The sequence below is a fragment of the Pedobacter sp. genome, from assembly GCF_045627485.1.
In the GTDB taxonomy this organism is placed as follows: domain Bacteria; phylum Bacteroidota; class Bacteroidia; order Sphingobacteriales; family Sphingobacteriaceae; genus Pedobacter.
The window spans coordinates 15,462-40,090 of record NZ_JAZQNU010000015.1 but is presented as its reverse complement, the minus strand read 5'-3'; the positions used below and the strand labels follow the sequence as shown (position 1 = coordinate 40,090).

General features: G+C 41.2%; 16 protein-coding genes, 4 tRNA genes and 1 riboswitch. Of the genes, 8 read left to right on the top strand and 12 right to left on the bottom strand.

The annotated features are described in order from the left end of the window. Window position 1: 1 nt before the first annotated feature. From ACR2F3_RS01080 to ACR2F3_RS01065, 4 genes are all read right to left on the bottom strand, one after another. Window positions 2-706, bottom strand: coding sequence for a hypothetical protein (locus tag ACR2F3_RS01080; protein WP_432708133.1), 705 nt, complete (start codon window positions 704-706; stop codon window positions 2-4). Between the two features lie 17 nt (window positions 707-723). Then, the gene (locus ACR2F3_RS01075; RefSeq protein WP_432708132.1) at window positions 724-2,205 is read right to left on the bottom strand and encodes a RagB/SusD family nutrient uptake outer membrane protein; all 1,482 of its coding nucleotides are present in this window, start codon (window positions 2,203-2,205) and stop codon (window positions 724-726) included. 11 nt (window positions 2,206-2,216) lie between these two features. Continuing rightward, window positions 2,217-5,366: a SusC/RagA family TonB-linked outer membrane protein gene (locus ACR2F3_RS01070; protein ID WP_432708131.1), complete on the bottom strand. Its 3,150-nt coding sequence runs from the start codon at window positions 5,364-5,366 to the stop codon at window positions 2,217-2,219. Window positions 5,367-6,074: 708 nt separating this feature from the next. Then, window positions 6,075-7,028, bottom strand: coding sequence for an NAD-dependent epimerase/dehydratase family protein (locus ACR2F3_RS01065; RefSeq protein WP_432708130.1), 954 nt, complete (start codon window positions 7,026-7,028; stop codon window positions 6,075-6,077). 381 nt (window positions 7,029-7,409) lie between these two features. On the opposite strand from ACR2F3_RS01065, the gene ACR2F3_RS01060 reads away from it, so the two are divergent. Next, complete coding sequence (locus ACR2F3_RS01060) at window positions 7,410-7,877, top strand: Lrp/AsnC family transcriptional regulator (RefSeq protein ID WP_432708129.1); 468 nt, start codon at window positions 7,410-7,412, stop codon at window positions 7,875-7,877. A gap of 96 nt (window positions 7,878-7,973) precedes the next feature. Here ACR2F3_RS01060 and ACR2F3_RS01055 read toward each other — a convergent pair. From ACR2F3_RS01055 to ACR2F3_RS01040, 4 genes are all read right to left on the bottom strand, one after another. After that, window positions 7,974-8,045, bottom strand: a tRNA-Glu gene (locus tag ACR2F3_RS01055). Between the two features lie 36 nt (window positions 8,046-8,081). Further along, window positions 8,082-8,157, bottom strand: a tRNA-Met gene (locus ACR2F3_RS01050). 51 nt (window positions 8,158-8,208) lie between these two features. Beyond that, window positions 8,209-8,280 (bottom strand) — tRNA-Glu (locus ACR2F3_RS01045). 39 nt (window positions 8,281-8,319) lie between these two features. Continuing rightward, window positions 8,320-8,392 (bottom strand) — tRNA-Met (locus ACR2F3_RS01040). A gap of 110 nt (window positions 8,393-8,502) precedes the next feature. On the opposite strand from ACR2F3_RS01040, the gene era reads away from it, so the two are divergent. Next, window positions 8,503-9,381, top strand: coding sequence for a GTPase Era (gene era, locus ACR2F3_RS01035; protein ID WP_432708128.1), 879 nt, complete (start codon window positions 8,503-8,505; stop codon window positions 9,379-9,381). A 48-nt stretch (window positions 9,382-9,429) separates the two neighbouring features. After that, entirely contained in the window at window positions 9,430-10,731 is a 1,302-nt protein-coding gene (gene der / locus ACR2F3_RS01030; protein WP_432708127.1) for a ribosome biogenesis GTPase Der, read from the top strand. 5 nt (window positions 10,732-10,736) lie between these two features. On the opposite strand, the gene ACR2F3_RS01025 is transcribed toward der, so the two are convergent. Next, a complete protein-coding gene (locus ACR2F3_RS01025) occupies window positions 10,737-12,308 on the bottom strand; it encodes a S41 family peptidase (protein WP_432708126.1) in 1,572 nt (523 codons plus the stop codon). A gap of 176 nt (window positions 12,309-12,484) precedes the next feature. Here ACR2F3_RS01025 and murQ point away from each other — a divergent pair, with 176 nt between their 5' ends. From murQ to ACR2F3_RS01000, 5 genes are all read left to right on the top strand, one after another. Further along, window positions 12,485-13,300 carry an N-acetylmuramic acid 6-phosphate etherase gene (gene murQ, locus ACR2F3_RS01020; RefSeq protein WP_432708125.1) on the top strand — a complete coding sequence of 272 codons (816 nt, stop codon included), beginning with the start codon at window positions 12,485-12,487 and terminating at the stop codon, window positions 13,298-13,300. A gap of 8 nt (window positions 13,301-13,308) precedes the next feature. Beyond that, window positions 13,309-13,878 carry a hypothetical protein gene (locus ACR2F3_RS01015; RefSeq protein ID WP_432708124.1) on the top strand — a complete coding sequence of 190 codons (570 nt, stop codon included), beginning with the start codon at window positions 13,309-13,311 and terminating at the stop codon, window positions 13,876-13,878. Between the two features lie 49 nt (window positions 13,879-13,927). Beyond that, the gene (locus ACR2F3_RS01010) at window positions 13,928-14,692 is read left to right on the top strand and encodes a Bax inhibitor-1/YccA family protein (protein WP_432708123.1); all 765 of its coding nucleotides are present in this window, start codon (window positions 13,928-13,930) and stop codon (window positions 14,690-14,692) included. Window positions 14,693-14,805: 113 nt separating this feature from the next. Further along, a riboswitch (SAM riboswitch) is annotated at window positions 14,806-14,914 on the top strand. 104 nt (window positions 14,915-15,018) lie between these two features. Further along, window positions 15,019-18,678 carry a methionine synthase gene (gene metH, locus ACR2F3_RS01005; protein ID WP_432708122.1) on the top strand — a complete coding sequence of 1,220 codons (3,660 nt, stop codon included), beginning with the start codon at window positions 15,019-15,021 and terminating at the stop codon, window positions 18,676-18,678. Window positions 18,679-18,715: 37 nt separating this feature from the next. Beyond that, window positions 18,716-19,672 (top strand): methylenetetrahydrofolate reductase, encoded by a 957-nt coding sequence (locus tag ACR2F3_RS01000; RefSeq protein ID WP_432708121.1) that lies wholly within the window; start codon window positions 18,716-18,718, stop codon window positions 19,670-19,672. Window positions 19,673-19,722: 50 nt separating this feature from the next. On the opposite strand, the gene thrC is transcribed toward ACR2F3_RS01000, so the two are convergent. Genes thrC through thrA form a run of 3 tightly spaced genes read right to left on the bottom strand, consistent with a single transcriptional unit; the run spans window position 19,723 to window position 24,434 of the window. After that, window positions 19,723-21,030: a threonine synthase gene (thrC, locus tag ACR2F3_RS00995; protein ID WP_432708120.1), complete on the bottom strand. Its 1,308-nt coding sequence runs from the start codon at window positions 21,028-21,030 to the stop codon at window positions 19,723-19,725. Between the two features lie 24 nt (window positions 21,031-21,054). Continuing rightward, window positions 21,055-21,990 (bottom strand): homoserine kinase, encoded by a 936-nt coding sequence (locus ACR2F3_RS00990; protein WP_432708119.1) that lies wholly within the window; start codon window positions 21,988-21,990, stop codon window positions 21,055-21,057. Beyond that, complete coding sequence (gene thrA, locus ACR2F3_RS00985; RefSeq protein WP_432708118.1) at window positions 21,987-24,434, bottom strand: bifunctional aspartate kinase/homoserine dehydrogenase I; 2,448 nt, start codon at window positions 24,432-24,434, stop codon at window positions 21,987-21,989. Before thrA ends, ACR2F3_RS00990 begins: the two co-directional genes overlap by 4 nt. Window positions 24,435-24,629 lie beyond the last annotated feature (195 nt).

Genomic DNA, 24,629 nt, shown 5'->3' with positions numbered 1-24,629 from the left:
TTTAATTTAAAGGTTGTTTAAATGACCAATTATGAGAGTTTGATAAAACATGTACGACACCAGTGGTAGTAATTAACCCTGTGGTTTGGCATAATACTTTTATGTCTAATTGTTTGGCATCTTTCGTTGGATCATAGGTTACCCCACTGGATTCCACAATATCCTTGGCACCAATAATTTTAGTTAAGTAGATGTATTTTGGTTTAGTGGTGATCACACCATCAACAATGTATTGTGAAACCTCTACCAGCGACACCCACAAGTCTATATTTGAGGTATTCGTTTGATACAAGGCACCAGGATCAGATAGTTCATCTCTGGTCAGTTTTTCTTTAAAACAATACATACCCATGGAGTCTCTCAGCATTTGCGGACTATATTTTAATAAAGAGTCCAGGGTAAAATTCAACCTGGCATCTTTTCTCCTCACCTCAGTTTGTTTAAGTGTGATATAGTTACCAATGGTGTAATCATTAGGTACGAAAAAAGTACCCGAAGCATTGATAACATCTTTCATTTCGGCTCTGTCGATAATGATTAATGTGGTGTCAAATAAGTTCCTGGGATTACTTTTAATATAATCATAGGTAGTCATGTTAATGTTTGGATCACTTAGCCGCCCATCTATCACCGCATCCTTTTTGCATGCGCTGAAAAACAAGAGTACTATTCCCATATTTAAAAGGATATATAAATTCTTTTTCATGTTCTTTAAATGTTTAGTTAAATTCTTCCTCTCCACCATGGTATCTGGCTTAGGAGTTTATTGCCATTTAATATTTGATTGCTTATTGGCCAGTAATAGCCTTTCGCCGCAAAACGTGCAGGTTCCATGGTCCACGACAATAATTGACTGTATAAAAGGTAACCTGTAGGTGATTTATAGCTGTTTCTAACCACATCAAAATAATTATGGCCTTCACCTGCAAGCTCTCTTTGTCTTTCTAACAAGATGTCTCTTTTCAGGTTAGTGCCAGAACTTTGTATTGCTGTAGCGCCAGCCCGCTTGCGAATTAAGTTTAAGGCTTTAAGCGCTTCTGCATCGTTATTCAAAGCGTTCAGTGCCTCACTTTTAAGTAGTACAATATCTGCCAGCCTGTAAATAACAAGGTTATTTTCTGCTCGCCAGGTAACGCTATTGGTTGTACCAACATTCTGGAATACCGAGTATTTCCACAGGGCAACATTTGTGGTTACGTTGGGTCTGGCCATGTAAAATTGCGATCGTCTCTTATCATTAGGATCATCATATAAAGTCGCTAATTTTGTCGTAGACACATAGTATTCGGGGATTTGGCGTGACAGGCCATTGACGATATCATTGCTAATGGTAGAAAAAGCAATGCCCTGGTTAGACGACTCTTTATCACTTTCCCGCTGACTGATCACAAAAATATTCTCAGGCTCACTGCTGTTTTTAAAAACCAGATTTATGTTCTCGATCGTTTGAAGTTGAAACCTTCCACTTGATAAAACAGAATCAGCATATAGCCGGGTTTTGTTATAGTCGTTGTCCCAGGCCGTTGCATGAGTTAAAAGTGATAAAGCTGCACCTTTACTTGCCCTAATTTTACTTTGGCCACCTTCCCAGGTTAATAAGGCTGAGGCTTTTTGGCCGTCAGCGATCACCTGTTTCAGAATATCGGCAGCCGGAGTAGCGGCTATGTATACTGCTTGTTCCGCATTGGTGGTGGCAGTTAACTGTAAGGGCACATCTCCCCAGGCTCTTGTCATATAAAAATAAGCTAAGCCTCTTAAGAAATAAGCTTCTCCCAGAAAGTTGCTTTTACTGCCTGCAGAAAATTTATCATCAGGCATCCTGGTAACATTTTCTATCACAAGATTGCTTAAATCTATTACCCTATACCAATGCGCCCAATTGTGAGCGCCATCTTCCCGATAAGGCACACCAAATCCGCCAGTATTGTAAGCGCCTTGTATATTGGTATCATCGGTAGCAAACACGCCAGTAGGCAGATCACCCCATATAAAAAAGGAATTTTGGTTGTTTAAGGCTTTGCGCAATAATCCGTAGGCGCCAGACAATGCGCCATTAACATCATTCTCACTTTGCCAAAAGGTTTTTTCATAAGTCTTATTTTCCAATTCATTATCTAGTTGCTTTTCACAACCCATGATGGAAGAAGATAACGTTATCGCTAAAATTATCCCTAATTTTTTATATCTTAAATATTTAATTTTCATGTTGTTAGAGGTTAGAATTCCACTTGTAAGCCCAGGGTCAATTTAGTTGGCAATGGGTAGCCATCGCCATAATCATAGCCTTGTCCATCAACCCTTTCCGCATCTATACCGGAAAATGTTTGAAAGATGTGGATGTTATCGACATTACTGTAAACCCTTAAATTGCTGATCCCTGCTCTGTTTAACCACTTATGTTTTTGTGGATTAAATCTATAACCCATGGCAACATTCTTAATTCTTACATACCAGCCTTTTTCCTTATACATAGATTGTTCGGCTCTGAAAGCGTAAAGCCCCATAAACGGACTGAGTGCAGGGAATATGGCATTATCTCCAGGTTGGCGCCAATAGTTATACTGGCTAACGTCTGTAATTGATCCTCTAGCAAAATCCTCTGTATTACTATGGAATAATCCGTTAGATAATCTACGTGCCAAAGTGCTGTTAATAATGTCCCTGCCGAAAGTGAACGTGGTGAAGATTTGTAAAGAAAAATCTTTATAGGTGAACAGATTGGTAAAACCACCTGTAGCCTTTGGATTTGGATCGCCATAAAAGGTTTTGTCATTTTGCCCAATATTGTCGCCAATAAAATAATCACCATTCATATCTCTCCAATTTGGCATCCCCGGCTTTAGATTTCCCCATTTTGTTGCACCAACAGTACCTGTATAGGGGTTGGGTGTTATATCTGCATCAGAATTGATTACGCCATCTGTAATATAGCCGTAATACATATTCAGCGGCATGCCAACAACATAAACTGCATTTCCAAAATACATATCTCGATTGCCATTAGGCAGCGAGGTCACCATGTTTTTATTGAAAGCAATGTTTAAAGACGGAGTCCACTGAAAGGCCTTATCATTAGCGAAAACTCTTCCGCTAATGCTCAATTCAATTCCTGAATTTCTTACGGAAGCAGCATTAGTAAAAGTGCTGTTATAACCCGTGTATTCTGGAATGGTAATATTTAGCATTTGACCCGATGTGCTGCGGGTATAGGCATCCACACTTGCCGTAATCCGGTAGTTGAATAAACTGATGTCTACACCGCCGTTCCAAGATTCTGACTGCTGCCAGGTGATGTTATCATTTGTAATTCCATTGTAATTGGGAATTACGGATACGACCCCACCATATGATGTGGCAGGAGATCCCGCATAATTTGCGTTTCCAGCTATATAGGCATTGTACCTGCTATTGTCTGCAATACTACTTTCGTCGCCGGTGATGCCCCAGCTTCCCCTAACCTTCAATTGATTGACCCAGCCTAAATTTTTAATGAAGTCTTCTTCAGATAATAACCATCCTGCAGAAACTGCTGGGAAGAAGCCCCACTTATTGTTTTTTCCGAATCTGGAAGAGGCATCTGCCCGCCAGCTTGCATCCAATAGATACTTGTTGTTGTAATCATAATGTGCAGCACCAATAAATGATAATTTGGCATAGGTTGATAAGTTTGAACTACCGTATAAGGTGGTTGCTGCTTCAATAACTTTAATTTCATCATTCGGAACACCATTTCCTTCTAAAAATATGCTCTCATTACGTCTGCTTTCAAACTCCTGGCTTACGTTAGCCGTTACGTTGTGCTTGGAATTAATTGTTTTAAACCACTGCAGGGTATTGGTGATAATGTACTTGCGGTTTTGATTGTAATTTGATAATCCGTAAGCCAGTCCATCTGCATTAATGACACCAGGAGAAGAGAAATCGATCTTATTGGTTTCATAGTTAATCGAACCTCTTGTACTGATCCTAAAATCTTCTAAAAAGGTATAACGCAATTCACCACTACCACTGATATTGGTATTCACCCTATCGTTTCTTACAAATTCATAAGGGTTAATGTTACTTTGCAGGTCAATGTCAGACATGCTTAACAGCGATGAAGGCATGTTTACCGGATTAATGGAGAAAACATCCCGAAAGGAACGAGATCCACTGTTTTTACCATCAAGTCGTTTTGAGGTTGATGCTCTTAAACTGGTTATTAACTCCAAGTTTTTACTGAAGTTTATGCCCACATTACTGTTAAATGAATAACGTTTGTAACCGGTGTTAATGACAACGCCTTTTTCATCATACATACCTGTTGATATTCTATAATTGATGGCGTCTGTACCGCCACTTGCAGAAATATCATAATTCTGAACAATTCCTGATTGGAAAAACAATTGCTGATAGTCATTATTGTTATTAAATGCAGGGTTTAAACTATCTGTAAGCATTTGTGGCATGTTATTTTTTTGTTGATTGTCGTTACCGTACAAGTAAATTAAATCCATTTTCTGCCTGCGCTCTGCTGCCCCAATTAAAGTAGAAACTTTCTCAGGCTTAGTAACATAGCCGAAATAAGAGTTTACACTAAACCTGGGTGCCCCAATTTTACCTCTTTTAGTTTTTATGAGGATTACACCATTAGCGCCTCTTGATCCATATAATGCTGCTGATGCTGCATCCTTCAATACATCGATCGATTCAATATCATTGGGATTTAAACTGGCAAGGAAGTTTGTTCCCGTTGCATCAAAATTACTGACCTCATCTTCAGAAATGGGAATTCCATCCATTACATAAAGTGGATTACTATTTAAATCATCTGCATTAAAACCAGATGATGGGTTGGATATTTTAGTGTTTCCCCGTACAACGAGTGATGTTCTTACGCCGGGCTGTCCAGTAAAGTTCTGAACATTTACCCCTGGTAATTTACCTTGTAAAAGGATATCAACACTTGCTGCAGGCAGGTTTTCGATATCTTTACCCGAAATACTGGCTATAGCACCTGTAGTTTTGCGCCTGTCGAGGTTGATATAGCCTGTAACAATCACCTCGCTTAAGGCGCTTTCAGACTCTACCAGCATAATGTTCATTGGCGTGGTGGTTGCTGGAGCTTCTTTAGTTTTGAAGCCAACCATTCTAAATAGCAAAACATCGCCTGCTGCTGCCGCAATTACAAATCTGCCGTCGTTATCCGTATGAGCGGCAATTTTTGGATTACTTTTTATGCTTACAGTTACTCCAGGCAGCTCGCCTACTTTATCGCGGACCGTTCCGGTTACTTTATTTTGCGAAAATGCACTAGGTATTAATAATAAAAATGTCATTAAAAATACCCATGCAAATAAAACTGTTTTAAAAAGTTTTAAATTCATTAGTGGTTACTTAGTTTAAGGTTTGGTTAGTTGTTTGTCTGATGACAAAATATTATTCTGTTAGGTAGTGGGTACTGTTTTTACATAGGCATATTTTTTTGTAGAATAAAATACATTCGATTAGAATTGACGTAACTCGCTGATTACCAAATTTAGTTTTACAATCACCTTTTATATGGTTTACCTCAGCGCAATCGTTTGTATGGGCAGGAAAAGAAGTTATCACTAAGTAAATTATCAGGTTATTCCAGAAAATATCTAGGCCCAAATAGATATTGATACTGTATGGCTGTATCCTCGACAACAAGCCTTTGATTTTCTAGATTTATGATCTTGAAAAGACTTGTTTTTACAATCGAGATGGCTTGTCCTGAAATAGCCTAAAAATGTTTTCTCCATAAAAGCCCACTTTCATACGCTGATTGTCAGCAAGCGATAGTTCAACAACAGTAGGAGCAGTTTTTTTAGCACCAACAATTCTATTGATTTGTTGCGCTACCGTAGATAAAGAAGAGATTCTAAAAAGAAAGTCGCAGAAATAAAACCTGCTTTTATGACGTTATTACTAATAAATAGATTCACACCCTATTATTCAAATTAATACGGTGTAAAATAAGGATGTAATATATTTTAACTCAGCCTAACAAAGCGCAAACGTTTGTGTTACAATTTCTTTATGACGCTGTAATTTATTCCGATGGCTTCTTTTTAAATATCAATTTTTACATTTTTCAGCATTTCGGTCACAATCTCCCTCCTCGAATAGCGAGGTATCCATCCCCAGTCGTCCTTCGCCACTTTGTCATTAATCGAGCTAGGCCAGGATTCAGCAATTTGTTGCCTGAAATCCGGTTGATAGCTAATCTGAAATCCCGGCATCACTTTTTTGATCTCCTGAGCTAGTTCCGATGGGGTAAAACTTACTGCTGCCAGGTTATAGCTTGTGCGGATCGAAATATTTGCACTTGGTATCTCCATCAATTCTAGCGTTGCCCTGATCGCATCATCCATGTACATCATCGGAAGTGCTGTATCTGCCTTTAAAAAACAATTAAATTTCTCACCGGCTTTTGCCTTGTAAAAAATATCCACAGCATAGTCGGTAGTGCCACCACCCGGCATCGCCTTATAAGAAATCAGTCCAGGGTAGCGCACGCTTCTGACGTCAAGCCCAAACTTCTCATAATAATACCTGCACCAATACTCGCCCGAAAGTTTGCTGATGCCATATACAGTTGTTGGAATGGTAAAAGCCTCCTGGGGGCAGGACACTTTCGGACTCTCCGGCCCGAATACAGCAATGCTGCTAGGCCAGAAAACCTTCTGTACTTTGTAGATGACCGATAGTTCCAGTACGTTCAGCAGTCCGTCCATATTAACATGCCAGGCCATTGAGGGTGCATTTTCCCCACTTGCCGAAAGCATCGCTGCCAACAGGTAAATCTGGGTAACTTTTTCATTTTCAATCAGCGTTTGCAATTGTTCCTTGTTCGTCACGTCGGCCTTAATATACCTCACTTGCGTCATCTTTGCCTGCCCCGCTTCTAAACGGTCACAAGCGATAATCGCTTCTTCGCCATACCTTTCCATTAATGCAACGGTAAGCTCACGACCCAATTGTCCACATGCACCAATGATTAATATCTTTTCTTCTTTCATCATTACTAAAATGTTTTTGTTATTATTTGACCCAGCGTGAGAACCCAAACTAAATGCTTTACGGTATCGCCCTGTTGAACGCCAGCAGAGATTCTGGCCTCAAATCTCTTAACATTAAAATTTTTTATCGCATAATTAGTCAATGGGCGGAAATATTCCGGAACAAAAGAATTTGACATCTCATTTATTCTGCACGATTATTAATAGATACGTAGCTACAAAACAAAATTCTAGATCACCAGAAATGAATAAATTAGGCGTGCTTTTATACCAGGATTTATGACAAAACATAAGGTTTAAGAAATCACTAGCAGGATTTAATATATTTACGCCTGCATATTATTACTCCAGTAATCGTATAACCAACCTAATTTCTAGCTGATCATGGATTCATGTAAACTCGATCCCACCGATATCGGTATCCTCAATCTTTTACAAAAGGATGCCCAACTCACCTTGAAAGAGCTTGCTCACAAGCTCCGGCGCAATAAGAGTGTCATTGGTGACCGCATCAAGCGGCTTACCAACGAGGGCTATATCAAAAACTCGGTTGTTATTATCGATGTTAAAAGAATCAAGAGTATTTTCACCGCTTTCCCTTTGATTCAGCTTAAAGACCACTATGAAGAAACATTTCGCTCCTTCCAGTCAATGGCTATCGAGCTTCCGGAGGTCATGGAATGTCACCACGTCATGGGGCAGTATGATTTTTTACTTAAGATCGTCGTACCCGATGCCAATGCCTACAACGAGTTCCTAAGAGCAAACATTATTTCTTTACCATATGTATTGCGCATTGAAAGCTTCCCCATGTTATCGGAGGTTAAAAAGGAAACTTGTTACCAACTGTAAATCCATAACCTCACCCACGCTATATTTTTGAAAAATTTTAGGCAAAAAAAAACTCTGCAAAATTTGCAGAGTTTTTTGGCTTTGATCCGAGATCAGTAGCCCGCAGGGGAATCGAACCCCTATTTCCAGAATGAAAATCTGGCGTCCTAACCGGTAGACGAGCGGGCCAAATGAATTGCCTTAACATTACTGTTACGAATTCTTTGGTAGCGGGGACCAGACTCGAACTGATGACCTTCGGGTTATGAGCCCGACGAGCTACCAACTGCTCCACCCCGCACTATATGTGCACTGTAAAATAAAAACCTAAGCGTGCATAACTTAAATCTTGTAGCCCGTAGGGGAATCGAACCCCTGTTTCCAGAATGAAAATCTGGCGTCCTCACCCCTAGACGAACGGGCCATTTGAAAGTGCCTTAACAAAATGTTACGACTTTCTAGGTAGCGGGGACCAGACTCGAACTGATGACCTTCGGGTTATGAGCCCGACGAGCTACCAACTGCTCCACCCCGCACTGTTTACAATTTAAAAGTTGATGTTATTTGATTAACTCTTCCTCTGAATTGGAATGCAAAGATATAATTCGTTTCTTTGCTGTGCAACTTTATTTTAAAAAATATTTTCATGTCACATAAAGCAGGTTTTGTAAGTATAATAGGTAAACCCAATGTGGGTAAATCAACGTTAATGAATGCCTTGGTGGGTGAAAAGCTTTCTATCATTACACCGAAGGCCCAAACTACCCGTCACCGTATTCTGGGAATCGTGAACGAAGAAGACTATCAAATCGTTTTTTCTGACACGCCCGGTATCATAAAACCTCGTTACGGATTACAAGATTCCATGATGAGTTCTGTTAAAGGTGCATTAACGGATGCAGACTTATTACTTTTCGTTACCGATATTAATGAGGAGCATGATGAAAACGATGTATTAGAGAAGATCATTAACACCAGCATCCCCATGGTGGTATTAATCAATAAGATTGATAACGCCACTCAGGAAGAGGTAGAGGCAAAAATGGCTTACTGGCAGGAAAAGCTTAACCCTAAACATATATACGCCATTTCTGCATTGCATAAATATAACCTTGATGGAATATTGGGAATGATCCTAGACTATATACCAGAACACCCCGCGTATTATGACAAGGACGAACTAACTGATCGCAGTCAGAAATTCTTTGTTTCCGAAATTATCAGGGAAAAAATCTTCAACAATTACCAGAAAGAAATCCCTTACAGTACAGAAGTGATTGTAAAGTCGTTTAAAGAAGAAGAAAACATTACCCGCATCAGCGCAGAGATTATTGTTGAACGCGATTCACAAAAGAATATCCTCATTGGTAAAGGTGGTGCCATGCTAAAGAAGGTTGGTACTGAAGCACGTAAGGACATTGAGAAATTTTTGGATCAGAAAGTTTTTCTTGAAACCTTTGTAAAAGTATTGCCGGATTGGCGCAGTAAAAAGAATTATTTAAAAAGTTTCGGGTACGAAAATTAAACCTACCTTTGCAACCCCTTAATAACGAATACCATTCACAAAAAAAATATGAGTAACATTATCGCAATCGTCGGAAGACCAAACGTAGGCAAATCTACCCTTTTTAATCGCTTAACTGAAAGTCGCAAAGCTATTGTTGATGATTTTAGTGGCGTAACGCGCGATCGTCATTATGGCGTGGCGGAATGGACAGACAAAAACTTTACTGTAATTGACACAGGCGGTTATGTTGCCAATTCAGAAGATGTTTTTGAAGCAGCCATCCGCGAACAAGTAGTTATTGCCATTGAAGAAGCTACTGTAATTTTATTTATGGTAGATGTAACAACTGGAATTACTCATCTTGACGATGAAATTGCATCCTTATTAAGGAGAAGCAATAAACCTGTGTTTATTGTGGTTAATAAAGTAGATAACACCGCCTTAGAAAACGAAGCTGCTGTATTTTACAGTTTTGGTTTGGGCGAAATCTATTCAATATCATCCATGACCGGCTCTGGAACAGGAGATTTACTGGATGATGTGGTTAAACATTTTGAAGATGAGGCTGAAGATGACAACTCTTTACCCAAATTAACGATCGTGGGTCGCCCGAACGTAGGTAAATCATCATTAATCAATGCGTTAATCGGTAAAGAAAGAAACATTGTTACCCCTATTGCCGGTACCACAAGAGATTCTATCCACATCCATTATAACCAGTTTGGCCATGAGTTCATGTTTATTGATACTGCTGGTTTACGTAAAAAAACTAAAGTAAAAGAGAATATTGAGTTCTATTCTGTAATGCGTACAATCAAGGCATTAGAAGAAGCAGATGTTGTATTATTAATGGTTGATGCCGTTGAAGGTTTAGAAGCGCAGGATGTAAATATCTTCCACCTTGCAGAAAAAAATAAAAAAGGTATCGTGATTCTGGTAAACAAGTGGGATTTAATTGAGAAGAACAACCAAACGGTTAAAGTATTCGAAGAACAGATCCGCACCAAGTTACAACCATTCACAGATGTGCCTATTATTTTCGTCTCTGCATTAAACAAGCAACGTATTTTCCAGGCGGTAGAAACTGCTTTGGAGGTTTATAAAAACAGGGCTAAGAAAGTGCCTACATCGAAATTGAATGATGTAATGCTTCCGATTATCGAGAACTACCCTCCACCTTCCAACAAAGGTAAATTCATCAAAGTAAAGTATGCAACTCAAATCAATGCAACTTCACCAATGTTTGCATTCTTCTGTAACCTGCCTCAGTACATTAAAGAGCCGTATAAGCGATTTATCGAGAATAAGTTAAGAGAGAATTTCGACTTTACAGGTGTACCGATTCAGATATACTTCAGACAGAAATAAGAAGATTATTTCAGGCTTGTTAAAGCCTGTTTTATCACTGGGTCACGTTGATTTAGGGCTTTGAAATAGCCCGAGTCGCCCAAATGATATTTATACAACAATACCCTAAGGTCATTACTGATTACCGTTTTAGCAGCATAAAGCTGCGGGTAATCAATAGTGATCTTTTTACGTTCAAGATATTTAATAAAGAGGTTAAAATCAGAAGTACTGATGTTAAAATTACCGAAGTTCTTTTCCAGGTAATCATGATGGTATTTACCCCCCAGCACATCGTAAACGAAATCAAACAATATCTTATCATGCAGCAGCTGTCGGTAAAACTTATTTATGCCTGAAGTATCCATTCTAACATAAATATCAGGGTGAATACCACCACCATCAACCTCCTTAGGTTTGATTTTTTCGGGGTTTTTAACCGCAGTTAACTCACCTTCTTCCAAACGCGAATCTAATTCGTGCTGGTATGCCGCATAGCCATCTTTATATGACTTCTGGATACTACGCCCTAACGGGGTGTAATACCTTGCTATGGTTAAATTCAATGCTGAACCATCGCCAAAAGGAAATTGCTCCTGTACCAGCCCTTTCCCGAAAGAACGGCGGCCAATAATTACTCCACGATTCAGGTCCTGAACAGCACCAGCTAAGATCTCACTCGCTGAGGCCGTATTTTCATTAATAAGCACAGCCAGTTTACCTTGCTGAAATAAACCGCCTCCGGTAGTTATATAATCTGTTCTTGGCTCGTGTTTTCCTTCAGTATAGACGATAAGTTCATTTTCAGCAAATAGCTGATTTGCCAGCCCGGTTGCAGCACTTAAATAACCACCACCATTATCCCGTAGGTCTAATATCAGTTTAGACATGCCTCTGGCTTTTAATACCGATAGCGAATCGCGAAATTCTAAATCTGTATTTGCTCCAAAACGGCTGATTCTAATATAACCTATACTCTTGGTTAACATATAGGAAGCATCAATACTGCTCACCATAACCCTTCCCCTTTTAATACTTAATTTCAAAGGTTTGATCCCACCTGGGCGAAGCATTACCAATTGAACTGGTGTACCTTTTTTTCCTTTGATCTTGCCCACCATATCCACTTTTTCAAGATTCTGACCGCTTACCTTCACTTTGTCGATCTTCAGGATCCTGTCACCAACTTTCACACCGGCCGAATAGGCCGGTCCGCCTCTCACCACATTAGTAACCAGTAAAGTATCATTCAGGATATAATATTCAATACCGATGCCTTCAAAGTTGCCTTCCAGCGACTCCTGTTGCGCTGTGGCCTTGTCGGGTGGAAGGTAATTGCTGTGTGGATCGAGCTTGTGAAGCAAGCTATCGATAGGTAAATGGTTCAGGGAATCCACATTTACATCATCTACATATTTTTTGTTGATTATATGCACGATCTCCTCCACTTTAGCAGTGTGATTTACGCTTACTGCAGATGGCTTTTGAATGGTGTACCCCTGGTCTTTAAGAAACTTATAACCAAGGAACATTCCACCTACTAAGGTTATCGAATAAGTAAGTGCGATGTATAGATTTTGACGGGTAGGTTTATTCATTAAATAGATGTTATACAAAGTTAAATAATAACCAAGTCATTATCCTAATTTACCTGCATTGATTTGCAATAAATTACGTCAATTAAAAAGGCGCTACAGCTAAACTTTCCCCGATGTTTTTCGTTATGATTTCTGGTTTAGGAAGAATTTAACGATTTTTAGCAAAAATAACATGTATGATAAGAGTAACCGAACAAGAATCAAGGTACAACGATATAGATAAAATGAGCGTCCTTGACATATTGAAAGGGATTAATCAAGAGGACAAAACTGTGCCTCTGGCGGTAGAAAAATCACTGCCACAAATTGAAAAACTTGCTACTGCGGTAGCTGAACGCATGCAGAATGGCGGTCGTTTGTTTTATATAGGTGCAGGTACCAGCGGCCGTTTAGGCGTAGTGGATGCCTCTGAATGTCCACCGACTTTCGGCGTCCCTTTTGATTTTGTAGTTGGAATAATAGCTGGTGGTGATACAGCCATCCGTAAAGCGGTAGAAAACGCCGAAGATGATGTAGAACAAGCCTGGAAAGATTTACAAGAATATGAGATTAATGAGAAGGACTGTTTAATTGGACTAGCTGCATCTGGCACTACACCATATGTGGTGGCTGGCTTACACACCGCCCGTGAACATGGCATTTTAACCGGTTGTATTGTTTGTAACGAAGGTGGCCCTATTGCTGCGGAAAGTGACTTCCCGGTAGAAGTGGTTGTGGGACCAGAATTTTTGACAGGCTCTACCCGAATGAAATCCGGCACAGCACAAAAACTTGTTTTAAACATGTTAAGTACGACAGTGATGATTAAATTGGGCAAAGTGAAAGGCAATAAAATGGTTGACATGCAGCTAACAAATCATAAACTGGTTGACCGTGGCACACAGATGGTCATGGATGAATTGAATATTGATCACGATGTGGCGGCAGACTTACTATTGCGTTACGGCAGTGTCCGCAAAGCGGTAGAAGCAAGTCATAGCCACAGCAAATAAATAGCGTTATGCACGAGATAGAACCTTATTACCAATGGCGAGATGATTACATCGCTGCAGAAGATGAGCGTTCCCCCTTTTATAACAGGGAATACTCAGAATTCTATTTCGATAAACAGATCTATAATTTCCTGATACATCCGCAGTGGGATGACTTTGGTTCAACAACACTTTACATCAAAGTCCTCTATGCAGATTATAAAAGACAATACGCCATCATAGAACTGATGGGTGAATGGAATGATGCCATTAACAATGATATTATGCTCCTGAAGAGGGAGATTTTAGAATTGATGATTGACCAGGGGATCAACAAATTTATCCTCATAGGTGAAAACGTACTAAACTTTCACTACTCAGAGGATAGTTATTACGAAGAATGGTTTCAGGATGTGGAAGATGGCTGGATTACGGGATTAAATTTTAATCCACATGTGATTGATGAATTCAGGGAATCTAACATCGATTATTACATAAATTTCGGTGGTTTGCTTGACGAAATGGCATGGAGAACCTTAAAACCATTGCAAATTTTCAAGAAAGTTGAAGAAATTCTGACAAAAAGGCTCGGGGCATAGCTTTTGTATAGAACAAAGTATACGTATCTTTAAATAAATTTAAAAACACATGGATAACAATAATAATTACAACTGGGTACACAAGCCAGCATATGTACAGCAACAAACCGGAGTCGTAGCAAAACGTTTCTTTGCAAATGTCTTCTTATGGATGTTCATTGCTTTGGGCGTATCGACTTTAGCAGCTGTTTTTATGGCAAATACACCGGCTGCAATGGACTACTTGATTAAATACAATGCAGAAGGTAACCGCGCAGGCTTAAGTATGTTAGGTTATGTAGCGATGTTTTCACCTTTAGCCCTTGTACTTTTAATGAGCGCAGGTTTAAGCCGGTTATCATATCCTGCCTTATTGGGTGTATTCGTGGCTTATTCTGTTTTAACAGGTATTAGTTTAAGCTTTATCCTGTTAACTTACACCGCTGGTTCTGTAGTAGCTTGTTTTGCTTCTGCTGCTGGTATTTTTGGAATTATGGCCGTATTAGGCTACACCACTGACACGGATTTAAGTAAATTCGGGCCGATTCTAATGGTTGGTGTAGTTGGATTAGTAATAGCCAGTATAATCAACATGTTCCTGGGTAGTTCTCAATTTGATTACATCATGAGTTTCTTCGGTGTAGCGATCTTCACTGCCCTAACCGCTTACGACGTTCAAAAATTGAAACGTATTGGCGAAGGAATCGAAGAAAGTGGTGATCAGGTTGCCGTAGCTGACAGTAAGAAATTGGCAATTATGGGTGCATTATCATTATACCTTGATTTTATCAACATCTTCCTCTTCTTATTAAGAATTTTCGGAAGCAGAAGGTAAGCTCATTCAGAATATTATTTGGAAGGCCATGCACAAACGCATGGCCTTCCGTATTTAATAAGCTTTACAAGCCATTTTCTTGGAAATGATTTTTCTTTGTTGCACCTTTGCAGGGCTTATAGAGAAAGACGGAGGGATTAGACCCTGCGAAGTCTTAGCAACCTGTGCATACAAGGTGCTACATTCTACTGAAACGTTTTCCACGTTTTGGAAAGATAAGTTGAATCGACTCCTACCGGAATCCCGAATAAGCTTTTTTTGGTGTACCCAGCGACAGGTGATATTTCATCCTGTTAAGCTCCCCTACGCTTTAACAAAGACGACGAATGAGTATCAGAGAAGAACTTGAAAAACGAATATTAATTATTGATGGTGCTATGGGCACCATGATACAACGCCATATATTAACAGAAGCGGACTTCAGGGGTATACGCTTTAAAGATCATCCTTGCGACGTAAAAGGCAATAACGACCTCCTGAACCTGACGCGCCCGGATATCATTAAATCTATCCACCTAGAATATCTGGCCGCCGGTGCCGATATCATCGAAACCAATACTTTTAGTACCCAACGAATATCTCTGGCCGATTACCAGATGGAAGACCTGGCTTACGAAATGAGTTTCGCCGGTGCCCGCATCGCTAAGGAAGCGGTAACAGAATTCATGAGCCACCATCCGGACCGTCAATGTTTCGTTGCCGGTGCAGTAGGACCGACCAACAGAACTTTATCGATATCACCAGATGTTAATGACCCTGGGTTCCGCGCCATTACATTCGATGAGCTCGTGGACGCTTACGACCAGCAAATTAAAGGTCTGGTTGACGGAGGTGCTGATGTTTTACTCATTGAAACCATATTCGATACCCTGAATGCAAAGGCAGCAATTTATGCCATCAAAAACTATGAGGCAGTCATCGGTAGAAAAATAGAAATTATGATTTCCGGCACCATCACCGATGCCTCAGGAAGAACCTTGTCTGGTCAGACCGTCGAAGCTTTTCTGAACTCCGTTATTCACGCCAAACCTTTAAGCATAGGCTTTAACTGTGCCTTAGGTGCTAAAGAAATGCGTCCACACATTGAAGAACTGGCCGCAAAAGCCCCATGTTATATATCGGCCTACCCAAATGCCGGCCTACCAAACGAATTTGGCGCTTATGATGAGCAGCCACATGAAACCGCCCATTTAGTGGAGGACTTCATGATTCATGGGTTTATTAACATCGCCGGCGGTTGTTGTGGTACTACTCCGGAACACATCGCCTGTATTGCAAAAAAAGCTAAAAACATTAACCCTAGAAAAATACCCACACAGGAACGCTACTTGCGCCTGAGTGGATTAGAAGCGGTTACCATCACTCCGGAAAGCATATTTGTTAATATTGGCGAGCGTACCAATATCACCGGTTCGCCAAAATTCTCTAAACTAATTTTAAGTGGCGATTTTGAAGCGGCTTTAACTGTCGCCCGCCAACAGGTAGCCGGGGGTGCACAAATTATTGACGTCAACATGGACGAGGGTATGATCGACTCAGAAGCCGCCATGACCAAGTTTCTGAACCTGATTGCTTCTGAACCCGATATTTCTAAGTTGCCCATTATGGTCGATTCTTCTAAATGGACCGTCATTGAAGCAGGACTGAAATGTTTGCAGGGCAAGGGCATTGTAAACTCTATTTCCCTCAAAGAAGGAGAGGAAAAGTTTATGGAAAGCGCCCGTAAAATTATGACGTATGGTGCTGCCGTGGTGGTGATGGCTTTTGATGAACATGGACAGGCGGATAACTTTGAACGCAGAACAGAGATTTGCAAGCGTTCCTACGACCTGTTGGTTAACCACGTTGGCTTCCCTGCTGAAGATATTATTTTTGATCCGAATATCCTGACAGTAGGTACCGGACTGGAGGAACACAACAACTATGCGGTCGACTTTATCAATGCGACCCGATGGATAAAAGAAAACCTGCCTTATGCTAAAGTGAGTGGTGGTGTTTCTAACATCTCTTTCTCTTTTCGTGGAAATAACCCGGTGCGCGAGGCCATGCACTCCGCATTCCTTTACCATGCCATACAGGCGGGTCTGGATATGGGTATTGTTAACGCAGGGATGCTGGAAGTTTATGAAGCCATCCCAAAGGAACTGCTGGAATATGTTGAGGACGTATTACTTAACCGCCGTCCGGATGCCACAGAGCGCCTGGTAGACTATGCCGAAACCGTTAAATCAAAAGGCAAAGTTCTGGTTAAAGATGAGGAATGGCGTAAAGGAACCGTCGAGGAACGACTTTCACATGCCCTGGTTAAAGGTATCATCGAGTTTCTTGATGACGACGTGGAAGAGGCGCGACAAAAATACGCCAGACCTATTCAGGTAATCGAAGGCCCATTAATGGCAGGAATGGACATTGTGGGCGACTTATTTGGTGCGGGTAAAATGTTTCTCCCTCAGGTGGTAAAATCCGCGAGAGTGATGAAAAAGGCAGTAGCCTACCTTTTACCATATATCGAACAGGAAAAACTGGATAACCCCGATGGGAACACCAGTTCTTCTGCCGGTCGCGTGCTAATGGCTACTGTAAAAGGTGATGTCCACGACATTGGTAAAAACATTGTCGGCGTGGTTCTGGCTTGTAATAACTTCGAAATCATCGATATGGGCGTGATGGTTCCCGCACAGGAAATTATAAAAAAGGCGAGGGAAATTAATGCTGACATTATTGGCCTAAGTGGGTTAATTACACCTTCTTTAGATGAGATGGTTCATTTTGCCAAAGAAATGGAACGTGAATGTTTTACTATTCCATTGATCATTGGTGGTGCCACCACTTCACGCATACATGCCGCTGTTAAAGTAGCACCGCATTATTCTGGCGCTGCGATACATGTATTGGATGCCTCCAGAAGTGTGACGGTATGCAGTACCTTGATGAACCCGGATACCCGCGATGAATATATCCAGCAAATTAAACTGGAATACGATAAGGCACGGGAAGCACACTTAAATAAACGTTCTGATAAGCGCTATAAAAGCATTGCCGAGGCCCGGGAGAAGCGTTTCCAAATCGATCCGGAGCTTATTTCACCTGCCCCGCAATTTACCGGAACCCGGGTTTTTGAAGATTATCCCCTGGAAGAATTAGTTCCTTACATAGACTGGACCCCATTTTTCCATACCTGGGAACTTAAAGGTAGTTACCCTAAGATATTAAGCGACAAGCTAATTGGCACTGAGGCCACGAAGCTCTATAATGACGCACAGACACTGCTGGCTAAAATTATTAAGGAAAAACGCCTGAAAGCCAATGCAGTAATTGGTTTCTGGCCGGCACATACTATAGGCGATGATATCATACTCGAAGCCAACGGCAAACCAGTTACCATTCACACCTTACGTCAACAAACAGAAAAAGTTGCAGGCGAACCTTACTATGCACTTTCTGATTTTGTAGCGCCAAAAGAAGCAGGTAAGCCAGATTACTTTGGTGGGTTTGCATTAACAACCGGTATTGGATGTGATGAAATGGTTGCTGAATTTGAACGTGATCACGATGATTACAACAGCATTATGGCCAAAGCGCTTGCCGACCGCCTGGCAGAAGCTTTTGCTGAAAGAATGCATGAACGGGTACGTAAAGAGTTCTGGGCCTATGCAAAAGATGAGGATTTGAGCAATCAGGAGCTAATTAAAGAAGAATACGCAGGAATCCGGCCGGCACCGGGTTATCCAGCCTGTCCGGATCATACCGAAAAAGCAACCTTATTTGAATTGCTGGATGCCGAGCATAAAATAGGTCTTCAACTTACAGAGAGTTTTGCCATGTACCCTACCGCAGCAGTAAGTGGTTTTTACTTTGCACACCCGCAATCCAGGTATTTCGGACTGGGCAAAATAACGAAAGACCAGGTGGAGGAATATGCAAAGCGAAAAGGAATGGGCCTGGAGGAAACCGAGAAATGGCTGAGCCCAAACCTGGCCTATTAAACCAAATTAACAACCCGATACAACCAGACAACGAGATATGAAGATCGTAGACCATATTAAATGCGCAAAAGGCAAAACTTTATTTTCCTTTGAACTCTTACCCCCTGTAAAAGGCCAAAGTATTAAGGGCATTTTCGATACTATTGACCCCTTAATGGAATTTAACCCCCCATTTATTGATGTAACTTATTTACGCGAAGATTATATCTATAAACAACATGCAAATGGTCTTCTTGAAAAAGTAGCTTACCGAAAACGGCCAAGTACTGTGGCCACTTGTGCAGCTATTATGAGCAAATATAAAGTCGATGCTGTTCCACATTTAATTTGCGGTGGCTTTACCAAGGATGAAACAGAGAATGCCTTAATCGACCTCCAGTTCCTGGGGATAGACAACGTGTTGGTGTTACGAGGTGATGCGCGTAAAAGCGACAGTTCATTTATTCCTACACCTGAAGGTCATGCTTTTGCATCAGACCTCGTGCAGCATGTGATGGACATGAACAATGGCAAATACCTTCATGAGGACATTGAAACCTCAGAAAAGACAGATTTCTGTATTGGCGTGGCAGGTTATCCGGAGAAACATTTTGAATCACCTAACCTGGATACTGATTTTAAATACCTGAAATTAAAGGTAGACCTGGGTGCTGAATTTATTGTTACCCAGATGTTTTACGACAATGCGAAGTATGAAAGTTTCGTGAAGAAATGCAGGGAAAACGGCATTAACGTACCCATTATTCCCGGATTGAAACCCATTACCAATAGCAAACAGTTAATCAGCTTACCCAAAACCTTTCACCTCGATATACCGCTGCCACTGAGCGAAGCAATTTCTGCCTGCAAATCTGAAAAAGAAGTTAAGGAAGTGGGTATCGAATGGATGATTGAGCAGTGTAAAGGCCTCATTGAATTAGGCGCGCCGGTATTACATTTTTATACCATGGGCAACTCTGGTCCTACCCGCAGAATTGCACAAGCTATATTTTAAGAACACTATTATAGATTAAATCTATAGCTAATCAGCCTATTTATTAAATCTTAAAGATTTAATAAATAGGCTTTAAATGTTTCAAAATCAGCATCCATTTTATCCGCTAATTTAAGCTTTGAATTCATTTCCATTACCTCTTTAGGTACTTCTATTGCCGCAGCAATGTCTAATGGAAATATTGCCGGAAATTTGCAGGGGTGCGCTGTTGACAGAAAAACACCAGCAAATACTTCCGATTCATGTGTGGCAGCATAATCTTCTAAAGCCAGCCAGGCGATTGCAGTGTGTGGACAAGCAACATATTTGTAACGCTTATAGATAGTCTCGATGGCGCCCAGCGTTTCTTCATCAGTATAGGTATAACTGCTCACAATTTTCATAATGGCATTCCTGTCTTGCCCAAATAGGTCCATAATCCGTACCCAATTACTCGGCGCACCTACGTCCATCGCATTGGCATAGGTTTGTACAGAAGCATGGGTTTCATACACGCCAGTTTCTAAATACCTTGGCACGGTATCATTCGCATTGGTACCTGCAAGAAACTGTTTTACGGGTAAGCCCATTCTATGGGCCAGTAAACCAGCAGCCAGGTTACCAAAATTGCCACTTGGCACAGAGAACACCACTTCTGTTTTTCCTTGCTTCTGCATTTGTGCATAAGCATAGAAATAATAAAAAGTTTGCGGAATCAACCTGGAGATATTAATGGAATTGGCAGAAGTCAGCCTTCTTTTCTTCTGTAGCTCCTGGTCGGCAAATGCTTGTTTAACCAGGCGCTGACAGTCATCAAAAGTACCATCCACCTCAATAGCATGTATATTTTGGCCATTCGTACAGAGTTGTAATTCCTGTATCGGACTTACCTTTCCAGATGGGTATAATATAGTTACACGGGTATTCGGCACCCCGAGGAAACCAAGCGCTACAGCACCACCAGTATCACCCGAGGTGGCCACCAGAATGTCCAGTGTCTCTTCACCATCTTTTAGAAAATAAGCCATTATTCTGCTCATAAATCGCGCACCAAAATCCTTAAAAGCGAGAGATGGGCCGTGGAATAACTCCAGCACATAGGTGTTTTTATCAAGCCGCACTGCCGGCGCATCAAAATTTACTGCATCTTCTACAATTCTCTTTAAATCAGCAGCAGGTAAAGCATCACCAAGCAAGGTAGAAGCTACTTGAAAAGCGATCTCCGGCAAGGTATAATTCTTTATATTTTCTATAAATTCAGTTGGCACCGCTGGCACCTCCTTCGGCATGTATAAACCCTTATCCTGGGGCATACTGTTAAATACGGCCTCCGGAAAGTCGACCGTTAAGTTCCGGTTATTGGTACTGTATAGTTTCATAACGTCTTCGTTTATGCAGTGATTTTAATCAAGAATAACGGGTCCGGCCTGGTTAACAGGCGACACGTAAGCCAAACTATTAATATGGATAGATTTTAATAATTGTTGTAAGGCATTAGTAATAACCTGGGCAGTTTCCTCATTACGGGTAAGGGCAAACACCGATGGACCGGAACCTGAGATACCGAAACCGATGGCGCCGTTTTCCATGGCTAAAGCGCGCATTTTATAAAAGCCAGGGATAAGAATCGAACGTGTGGGCTCAACCAGCACATCGACCATGCTGCGCCCAATGAGGTCGTAATCGTTTAAAAACAGGCCGCTTACTAAACCGCCTACGTTACCCCATTGCTTTACCGCTTCTTTCAACATCACCTTGCTGCGAATCATTTGCCGGGCATCTTTCGTGGGCACATCCACCTCTGGATAAACGATGGCCGTATACATGCCTTCAGGTGATGGCAGGCTAATCACATCCAAGGGTTCATAACTTCTGATCAACACGAAGCCGCCTAATAAAGCTGGTGCTACATTGTCGGCGTGACCATAACCACAGGCCAGCTCCTCACCTTTCATTGCAAAAGGCACTAGTTCTTTATTACTTAGCAGATTACCCATCAGGTTATTTATGGCAAATAACCCTGCAACTGTACTGGCAGAACTGGAACCCAATCCACTTCCTATAGGCATCTTTTTATACAACTCGATCGTAACACCAACATCCTGGCGGCCAATATGTTCAAGATAATGTTGTACACTGGCACTTACGGTGTTTTTACAGGGATCCAATGGCAAACGGCCGTCATCGCCGGTAATTTTCGAAATCACTACACCGGGTGTATCCCTCCTGGTCATTACCACCTCATCTCCGGGGGCATTAACGGCAAAACCTAATATATCGTAACCACAAACTACATTAGCAACTGTGGCCGGGGCGAATACTCTTATAGATGCGCTCATTTCTTGCCTACGTTTATAATGTCAGCAAAAACACCTGCAGCAGTCACTTCGGCACCAGCGCCGGGACCTTTAATTACCAGAGGACGTTCCTTGTATCGGTCGGTGGTAAAAGAAATGATATTATCACTCCCCGAAAGGGCAAAGAAAGGATGTGAATCATCCACCATTTGCAAGGTTATTTCCACCCTGCCCTCCTCCAGTTTGCCAATATAACGCAACACTTGATTATTGTTATTAGCTTGTGTTTTCATGTTCTCAAAATAAGCAGCATTGTTTTCCAACTCCTGGTAGAAATCTTCTACAGAACTGGCATTAAGACAGGCTGGGGGCAGCATGCTTTCGATGGAAATATCTTTAGCTTCCATTGCATATCCGGCATCACGCGCCAGAATAAGCATCTTCCGCATAAAATCTTTGCCATTCAGATCATCTCTGGGATCTGGTTCTGTATAGCCTTTTTCCTGCGCTTCTTTAACCACTTCGTGAAATAGCTTATCGCCTTTGAAATTGTTAAAAATATAAGAAATCGTACCCGACAGAATGGCCTCTATTCGTGCTACTTTATCGCCACTCATCGTCAGGTCGCGTAACGTGCGGATAATAGGCAAACCTGCCCCTACGTTCGTTTCATAATAGAAATCTACACCGTAGGTTCTTGCCGCCTTTTTAAAAGCCCAGTACTGCGCAAAATCAGATGAATTTCCGATTTTGTTGCAGGTCACAATTGAAATACTGCTTTCCAGTACCTCTTCATAAAAACACACCGGTATAGTGCTGGCTGTATTATCCACGAACACGCAATTCGGTAAATTCATAGCCTTCATTTGTGCCACAAATTGTTTTAAATCTGCTGGCTGCCCTTCCTCATCAAGTTTAGTTTGCCAGTCTTGCAGGTCCAAACCAAGCTGACTAAGGTACATCTTACGGCTATTACTAATACCCATTACCTTTACTTCCAGGTCGTTGTTTTTAGCCAGAAAAGGCATTTGAATTTCCAGCTGGTGGAACAAAGTTTTACCGATGTTTCCGGTACCCAGGCAAAAGATATGCAAGGTCTTTTTTAACTCAGAATAAAAAGCATCATGTACTGCATTCAATGCTTTTGAAAGATCAGCTTTTGCTAAAATTACGGAGATGTTGTACTCTGAAGACCCCTGCGCAATAGCGCGTACATTGACCCCATTACGACCTAAAGCATTGAATAACCTGGCCGACATGCCCGGGGTGTGTTTCATATTCTCCCCTACAATTGCCAACACTGACAATCCGTTTTCTACTTCCGGGTATTCGAGTTTTTTCGCCTGTAACTCCAGCTCAAACTCTTTACTGATCAGGTTTAAGGCTTTTATGGCATCAGCTGGTTTAACAGCAAATGTTATACTATGCTCTGACGACGATTGCGTGATCAACACCACATTTATTTGCTCACGCGCCAACAGGGAAAACAGACGTCCGCTGAAACCAGCTTTACCTACCATACCACTTCCAGAAAGGTTCAGGATACTGATGTCATCAATAGAAGAGAGTCCTTTGATGGGTAAATCAGACGTTTTAACATCATGTTTGATGTAAGTGCCTGGAAACGATGCGTCAAAAGTATTTTTGATAACAATCGGAATCTTCTTTAAAAAGGCCGGGATCATCGTTGGCGGATAAATCACCTTCGCACCAAAATACGACAGTTCCATGGCTTCGGTATAACTGAGTTCAGGCAAGGAAAAAGCCTTTTCCACGATCCTGGGGTCTGCAGTTAACATCCCATTTACATCGGTCCATATCTGAATTTCCTGTGCATTCAGTGCCGATCCCCAGATAGCAGCCGTATAATCACTACCGCCCCTGCCTAAAGTGGTTACCCGTCCATCATCATTACTGGAAATAAATCCGGTTACAAACAGCAGCTTTCCTACGTGTTGGCTATAAAAATCATTGATCAGCATTTCCGATAAAGGCATATCTACTTTAGCCTGCCCGTAGTCATTATCTGTTTTAATAAGTTCTGAGCCGTCTACTGCCAATACATCTACATGTTCTTGTCTGGCAATATGGCTCACCATAAAAGTGGAGCATCGCTCCCCATAACTTAATATCAGGTCTTTTGATTGGGCTGTTAATTCCTTTAGGTTGAAAACCGCCTGTAAAATATCCTCAAGTTCATTGAAATAAATCTTAAGCTTCGTAAAAACCGGATTTTGTGCAGAGGCTGGTAGCAAAGCGCGGATCACATCGAAATGTTTCTCTTCAAGCGTTCGCAATTGCGCCGTATAATCTTCGCCAAATTGTGCTTTATCAGCCATGTCTAATAAAAGGTTGGTCACGCCACTCATGGCGGAAAGGACTACAACGCAATCGTCTTTTTCACGGGCTTCACTTACAATGGCTAATAAAGCACTGATGCTTGATGCTGAACCTACAGATGTGCCGCCGAATTTTAGGATATTCATTTTTTCAGGTTAAAAAAAAAGCACCTTCCTGATTAGAGGAAGGTGCTTTTTTGTGGTTACAATTATTTTATTTTCTAAACCATTAGCTTACCCTCCTCCAAGATTCCCCCGGTGGTGGTAATAATAATAATAATGGTTGAAAGGATATTATACATCGTTGTACTTTATACACTAACTGTGCTTAACGTAAAGTAA

What these genes read in the sequence shown, in the direction of transcription:
- ACR2F3_RS01060 (WP_432708129.1), top strand. Translation starts at nt 7,410, where the DNA reads ATGGATTCATGTAAACTCGATCCCACCGATATCGGTATCCTCAATCTT.
- ACR2F3_RS01080 (WP_432708133.1), bottom strand. Translation starts at nt 706, where the DNA reads ATGAAAAAGAATTTATATATCCTTTTAAATATGGGAATAGTACTCTTG.
- ACR2F3_RS01010 (WP_432708123.1), top strand. Translation starts at nt 13,928, where the DNA reads ATGGATAACAATAATAATTACAACTGGGTACACAAGCCAGCATATGTA.
- ACR2F3_RS01075 (WP_432708132.1), bottom strand. Translation starts at nt 2,205, where the DNA reads ATGAAAATTAAATATTTAAGATATAAAAAATTAGGGATAATTTTAGCG.
- ACR2F3_RS01065 (WP_432708130.1), bottom strand. Translation starts at nt 7,028, where the DNA reads ATGATGAAAGAAGAAAAGATATTAATCATTGGTGCATGTGGACAATTG.
- ACR2F3_RS00990 (WP_432708119.1), bottom strand. Translation starts at nt 21,990, where the DNA reads ATGAGCGCATCTATAAGAGTATTCGCCCCGGCCACAGTTGCTAATGTA.
- der (WP_432708127.1), top strand. Translation starts at nt 9,430, where the DNA reads ATGAGTAACATTATCGCAATCGTCGGAAGACCAAACGTAGGCAAATCT.
- ACR2F3_RS01025 (WP_432708126.1), bottom strand. Translation starts at nt 12,308, where the DNA reads ATGAATAAACCTACCCGTCAAAATCTATACATCGCACTTACTTATTCG.
- era (WP_432708128.1), top strand. Translation starts at nt 8,503, where the DNA reads ATGTCACATAAAGCAGGTTTTGTAAGTATAATAGGTAAACCCAATGTG.
- ACR2F3_RS01070 (WP_432708131.1), bottom strand. Translation starts at nt 5,366, where the DNA reads ATGAATTTAAAACTTTTTAAAACAGTTTTATTTGCATGGGTATTTTTA.
- ACR2F3_RS01015 (WP_432708124.1), top strand. Translation starts at nt 13,309, where the DNA reads ATGCACGAGATAGAACCTTATTACCAATGGCGAGATGATTACATCGCT.
- murQ (WP_432708125.1), top strand. Translation starts at nt 12,485, where the DNA reads ATGATAAGAGTAACCGAACAAGAATCAAGGTACAACGATATAGATAAA.
- metH (WP_432708122.1), top strand. Translation starts at nt 15,019, where the DNA reads ATGAGTATCAGAGAAGAACTTGAAAAACGAATATTAATTATTGATGGT.
- ACR2F3_RS01000 (WP_432708121.1), top strand. Translation starts at nt 18,716, where the DNA reads ATGAAGATCGTAGACCATATTAAATGCGCAAAAGGCAAAACTTTATTT.
- thrA (WP_432708118.1), bottom strand. Translation starts at nt 24,434, where the DNA reads ATGAATATCCTAAAATTCGGCGGCACATCTGTAGGTTCAGCATCAAGC.
- thrC (WP_432708120.1), bottom strand. Translation starts at nt 21,030, where the DNA reads ATGAAACTATACAGTACCAATAACCGGAACTTAACGGTCGACTTTCCG.